Here is a 5768-nt window from a genome sequence, read left to right as displayed (position 1 = left end):
GGACGCGGGTCGAGAATAAGGGGACGCGGGTCGAGAATAAGGGAATAGCAGAGCAGCGAGTCCCCCAGCGCGATCACGTCACCGTGGCGCAGCGCGATGGTGGTTCTGACGTCTCTGCTGTTTATCCTTGTTCCGTTTCTCCCGATTGTGGTCAGGCAGTACGTGGATCCGTTCCACGTGAGTCTTGCATGCCGCTTCGAGACCCGCGCGTCTGGCACCTGAACGTCGCAGTCGGGCGTGCGCCCGACGACGATGCTGTCCTGTGCCAGCACGTAGCGCTTGCCGCGTGAGAAGCCCTCACGCCCTTCCAGACAGGCGCGAACCGCCTCATCTGGGGAGGGCATGCCCTCCATCGCTGACGCTGGTCCCCCGGGAAGACGCTCGAAGCCCGCCGAGACCGCAACGCCCCCCCCGCGCATCTCGTCGTCGCCTCGCAGGCGAACCATGACAGGGCCGAGAAGGGCGTATTCGCGTTGCTCGACCACCCGCTGCAGCGCGCGCGCAATCTCTGCCTCGACCTGCACGGCAAGGGGGCCGAGCGCCTCGAGGTCGTGACGTTGCAGGCGCACCTCGAAGATGTTGGGCACGCACACCCGGCCATCGAGCTGCTTGCGTTCCGTACGAAGCCGCCGAGCGACCTCACGCCCGATCTCGACCGGGTGCACCCGCCCTCTGACAGAAGGTTGAGCGCCGCCCTCCACCAGACGCTCGAGTGCCCGCTCGAGCCGCTCGAGGAATCTCACCTCGCTAGACGAGCCAGCGCGGCTTGCGCTTCTCGAGGAAGGCACCGAGGCCTTCACGACCCTCGTCGCTCACGCGCACCCTCGCAATCGTCTCCACCGTGATGGGCGTCTGCGCCTCAGGCGTCGAAGCCTCGAGCAGGCGTCCGAGGAGCCGCTTCGTCTCAGCCTGCGCGGCCGGACTTCCCGCGAGCAGCTGCGCCACCACCTCGTTGACTGCGCCGTCGAGATCGGCCTCCTGTTCGACCAGCCGATGCACGAGACCGATCTCGAACGCCCACGCCGCATCGAAGCGGTCGCCCATGAGAAAGTGGGCGCGGGCGCGACCGTATCCGATCTTTCGAAGCACGAACGGTGAGATCACCGCGGGGAGGATTCCCAGACGCACCTCGGTGGTTCCCACCCGCGCGTCACGCGTCGCCACCACGATGTCGGCGCAGGCCATGAGGCCAACGCCTCCGCCAAGCGCGGCTCCTTGCACCCGAACCACAACAGGCTTCGGGCAGCCATCGATGGCGCCGAGCATGGCCGCCATGCGACCGGCGTCTTCCAGGTTCTCTGCTTCGGTGCGCTGCGCGGCGCTGCGCATCCATTCGACATCGGCCCCGGCGGAGAACGATCGCCCCTCTCCCGCCAGCACGACGACACGCACGTCGTCGCGACGCCCCAGGTCGGTGAAGGCGTGCCTCAGCTCGCAGATCATGGTGTCGTTGAAGGCATTGTGGACCTCGGGGCGCGCAAGCGTCACGCGGGCGACGCCCCCTTGGATGTCGATGTTGATGGTTGTGGGAGCCGTGCTCACCCGGTTGACCTCCGCTGGTCGAGAATCGTGTGGGGCGGCGGCTTCCCGCCAGCCCGAGCGCGGTCCTGCTTCACCGTCATGGCTCGACGGCGACGTTGAGGAAGCCGTTCGCGGGGCGTAGGTGATCGAGCTGCTCGAGCAGCACGGCCACTGCTTCGCGCTGCGATCGCCACAAGAAAGCGTCGGCCACCCCCGCGCGCGAGACCCAGCGATGGCCACTGTGCTCTGCGTCGAGCGCCACCTCTGCGCCTGCGTCCACCTCGGCGGCGAACACCGGCATCATCAAGATCCGATCGTATGGGCGAAAGTAGCAGGTCTCCAGGAACTCCACCTGATGGAACCGGAGCGGTCGCAGACCGGTCTCCTCGAGCAGCTCACGCAGCGCGGCCGTCACTGCGGTCTCTCCCGGCTCCACCCCACCATAGATGGGCTGCCAGGTGCCGGCATAGGCATCAGCGGGCTCGGCCCGTCGAAGCTGCAGCAGCTCGATGGTCGACGTGCGGCGGAACACATAGACCGCAACCATGTCGACGTGAATGGACGGCATGGTCAATCGCGCACCGGAGGCGTTGCGTTGCCGACCTTGCAGATGCGGCGCAGGCGCTCCACCATCTCGGGAACACCGACGCCCTCGCCGTCGAGCGGGGGCTGGGTTGCGAGATAGTGATCCGGATCGATGTTGAGGTTGCGCATCTGCACCTGATCGACGGCGTGGGCGGTGATGAAGGCCTCGAGCGCCGAAAGCTCTGCCTCGGTATCGCTGAGCCCCGGGAAGTACAGAAGGTTGAGGGTGACCTGCAGGCCCGCTGCACGGCACCTCCGCACAGTCTCCTCAACATCTGCGAACGCGTAGTTCGCGGGACGGTAGTAGTCTGTGTAGCGCTGCGGCGTCACGCTGTTGAGGCTCACCCGCACCGAGTCGAGACCCGCGTCGATGAGGCGCGAGATGGCTGCCGGATCGCTGCCGTTCGTGTTGATGTGGAGCGTGCCACGCTGGGTCTGCGCTCGCATCGCCTTGATGGACTGCGCGATGATCGGCGCCTTGAGAAGCGGTTCGCCTTCGCAGCCCTGCCCGAACGACAGGATGGCCTCTCCCGCGTCGAGGTGCGGAACGCCGATCTCCACGATCTCCTCCACCGTGGGAACGAAATCGAGACGCTCCTGCGGCGATGGGGGCATGTCATCCGGCTGGAGCGAGATGCAGCCGTGGCAGCGTGCGTTGCAGGCTGCCGCCACCGCGATGGCGCCCTCCCAGCGTCGGTAGAAGATGTTCTGGGCATTGTAGCACTGGTAGTCGATGGCGCAGTGCCCGTGATGGGCGAGGAGGCGGTTTCCCGGGCTTTCGGCCTTGCGCCGCGCCACGGTCTGTGCGAGATCCGGCGTCGCGTACTGAAAGGGGGACCAGCGCACGTTGTCTTCGGTCTGCACCGCCGCCACCCACATCTCATCGCTCGACGCGTGGTATCCGACCGCCGTGTATCCGAAGAAGGGGAGCCGCACCGCGCCGGGGGTGGCCTCGTAGGCCGGGAGCAAGGTGCGCGCCCAGCCGTTGGGGAGAACGGCCGCCACGGCCAGCGCCTTGTGGCGTTCACGACCCGAGACGGCGACGGTCTCGATGCTGCCGGTCTTGCGGTTGCGCCCCCGAGCAAGACGGTCGGGAAGATAGTGCAGAACGGTGCCTTCCGGCATGGGAGACCACTCCGCGCTCTTCACCGGGCGAACTCGATTTCCGCTGCGGCCGACGGCGGCGTGGGCGGCTTCATCGCTGATTGCACCACGCTTTGTGGCGGTGAGCATGGACGGGGTTGGCATGGCTGTACCTCTCTGACCGTGGGAAGGCGCCAGGAGCGCGCGAAGACACGCACGACACGGGTTCCTGCTGACGTTCCCCGGGCCACAGCGGCGCTTCCTTCCGCCGAACCGACCCTCCCCGCTAAATCTCGGTCGCTTCGAGCCGATATTGAAGTATGAGGCCCACGGTGGTATATTCATGGTAGCCAAGAGAGAGAGCGGTCCGGCTGCCCATCTGGCAGACGAGACCGAAGGCAACGGTAGCAGAGACTGGGTGTGGAGGTCGTGACGCATGCGCGCGACAGTGGCCCGTCGTCTACAATTCCTGCTTGCGCTCACCGCGCTGGCAGTGTCTGTGTTTCCACGTCACGCGGCGGCGTCGACGCCTGAGCTTGCCGCTTTCACCCCGCTCGACGGCACCTTCCGTGACGTCCGCTCGCTCTCGCGCTACGAACGTGCCGTGCTGCTCACCCAGCGCCTGCGCACCCTCGGGCCCGAGGCGTCCGATGTCGTGAAGCGGCAGGAAGCCGAGCTCACCCCCGAGCTCACCTCCCTCGGAAGCCCCCTCTCTCCGTCGCACGCGCTCCCCGAGGCGCAGCCATTTTCGCCGGTGCGCGTCTTCTCCGAAAGCACAGACTGGGGGCTCCCCCGCTCGAGCCGCTGGACCCTGGCGCGCGCGCGAGCCGTCGACGCTTTCTGGAGCCACCTCTCCGCACCCGCGCTCAGAGACACCGACAACTGGGAACCCAGCGGGCGTCCACGCATCACGCCTCCGCAAACCGATGACGCAGCATTCCTGATCTCGTGGCGCACAAGCACACCCGCAAGCGAGGTGCTCACCTCGTCGCCCGTCAGCGCGCTGCCCCCCGTGGTGCGCATCGCGCTCCACGAAGGCCTCGCACTCGACTTCGCCTTCACCCCGCGCGAGTCGCCTGCGCGGGCCGTTGCATCGATCCACGAGAACCTGGCGCCACAAACGGCCCCTCTTCTGCTGTCGAGGCCCTCCGCGCTCTCTGCCGCGACGTTCGCCCGACTGGGCCTGAACGCACCCGCGGCAGCGCTCCCCGCCTCCCCCCTGTTGCAGCCCATCTCGCCCGTCGCGCTGACGTCGAAGCGAGCCCCTCTCCAGACGCGAATGCTGACCACCAGCGCAGTCGCTCCCCTGACGACGCTGCCGGAGTCGCCCGCGTCAGAGAAGGCCTGGGGTGTCTCATTGAGCGCTCCGAGTCCGCCAGGCCTGGCGCCGATGGGAGCCGTTGCTCCGCCCGCGGGAGACGCGACGGCGACGCTGCTCGGCCCCGTAAGCGCTGGCGCCGCGGTCTCGACGACCTACACCCATGTATCGGCGACCGCATCGTACCGACTCCCCGTTCGCGGGCTCGACCTCGCGATCAACGTCAATGAATGGCGGTACGCTGGCTCGGCCAGCGGTGCGGCAAACGGAGCGACCCTCGACCGCCTTCACCTTCAAGACGCCCGTCTGAACCTGAGCTACAACGTCAATCCCACACTGAGCCTACAGGGCGGCTATCTCTACAGCCGCGCCTCCGGCACCGTGGCCAGCGGAATCGACACGGGGGCCACAAGCCTCTCGCAAGATCGTGGCGCCCCCTACCTCGGATTCGACTACAAGCTGAGCACCGATACGCGCTGGAAGGTGAACATCCGCTTCTACAACACTCCGTTCGACGTGACCACGACAGGAACGCCGCGCAACGGGCTGAACCTGACCGAGCCCCAGGTCACCTCGGAGGTCAAGGTTCGCTTCTGAGGGGCGCGCGCCTTGCCTGCCCCCCCGACCTGTGCTATGATGGCCAGACCCCCGCGGAAGTAGCTCAATGGTAGAGCATCAGCTTCCCAAGCTGAGGGTTGCGGGTTCGAGTCCCGTCTTCCGCTCCACTGAAGAGGCCCGCCTGTCTGGCGGGCTTCTCTCGTTCTCTCACCAACCGCGCTGACCATCATCAAGCCGTCGTTATTTTTGCGCAAAAAAATCGTTATTCCTACAAAAGAACGCAAAAAAATCGGCTTCTGAAAGAAAACCGTACAAAAATCCGGTCGGCTGTTAACAACAATCCCCTTCAACGTCCGTGCGCGGCGTGCGATGATGCGAGTACGAAAGACTCCATCACACGCGAAGGAAACGCACGCACCATGAGCATCATCTCGCCCTTCAAGACCGCTGGCCCGTCGACTTTCGCGACCCAGGGGGCAAACGCATCCAGCGCCCCCGCCGCGGCCACGGCAACCACCGACACCGCCGTCCTCGGCGCCTCCGAGGCCTCGAGCGGCCTGGGTGGATTCAAGAAGGCCGCTGCGGCGCTGATGCTGAGCGCCACCGTGCTGGGCGGCGGGCTGCTCGCGCCGACCGCGGCGAGCGCGCAGGAATACATGGCTCCCGCTGCCCAGGCGCAGCAGGTCGGCTACTACGGCGGAGG

The 5768-nt window shown here is 66.6% G+C and carries 6 protein-coding genes and 1 tRNA gene; 3 read left to right on the top strand and 4 right to left on the bottom strand.

From position 1 onward, the window contains the following. From EB084_18210 to EB084_18195, 4 genes are all read right to left on the bottom strand, one after another. Positions 1-743, bottom strand: a 743-nt coding sequence (locus EB084_18210; protein NDD30194.1) for a DUF2662 domain-containing protein, incomplete at its 3' end; no start/stop codon positions are given. 4 nt (positions 744-747) lie between these two features. Continuing rightward, the gene (locus tag EB084_18205) at positions 748-1542 is read right to left on the bottom strand and encodes an enoyl-CoA hydratase/isomerase family protein (GenBank protein NDD30193.1); all 795 of its coding nucleotides are present in this window, start codon (positions 1540-1542) and stop codon (positions 748-750) included. A gap of 76 nt (positions 1543-1618) precedes the next feature. Beyond that, positions 1619-2089, bottom strand: a complete 471-nt coding sequence (locus EB084_18200) for an NUDIX domain-containing protein (protein ID NDD30192.1) — start codon at positions 2087-2089, stop codon at positions 1619-1621. Positions 2090-2091: 2 nt separating this feature from the next. Next, entirely contained in the window at positions 2092-3627 is a 1536-nt protein-coding gene (locus EB084_18195; GenBank protein NDD30191.1) for a radical SAM protein, read from the bottom strand. Here EB084_18195 and EB084_18190 point away from each other — a divergent pair. From EB084_18190 to EB084_18180, 3 genes are all read left to right on the top strand, one after another. Beyond that, on the top strand, positions 3626-5104 hold the full coding sequence (locus tag EB084_18190) for a hypothetical protein (GenBank protein NDD30190.1): 1479 nt from the start codon (positions 3626-3628) through the stop codon (positions 5102-5104). The genes EB084_18195 and EB084_18190 overlap by 2 nt on opposite strands. Before the next feature lie 53 nt (positions 5105-5157). Further along, a tRNA-Gly gene (locus tag EB084_18185) sits at positions 5158-5232 on the top strand. Positions 5233-5484: 252 nt separating this feature from the next. Further along, positions 5485-5768 (top strand): hypothetical protein (locus EB084_18180; GenBank protein NDD30189.1); only part of this gene is annotated, 284 nt, incomplete at its 3' end.

Source organism: Pseudomonadota bacterium (assembly GCA_010028905.1).
In the GTDB taxonomy this organism is placed as follows: domain Bacteria; phylum Vulcanimicrobiota; class Xenobia; order RGZZ01; family RGZZ01; genus RGZZ01.
The sequence above is the reverse complement of the archived record's forward strand: the minus strand, read 5'-3'. Positions and strand labels throughout refer to the sequence as shown.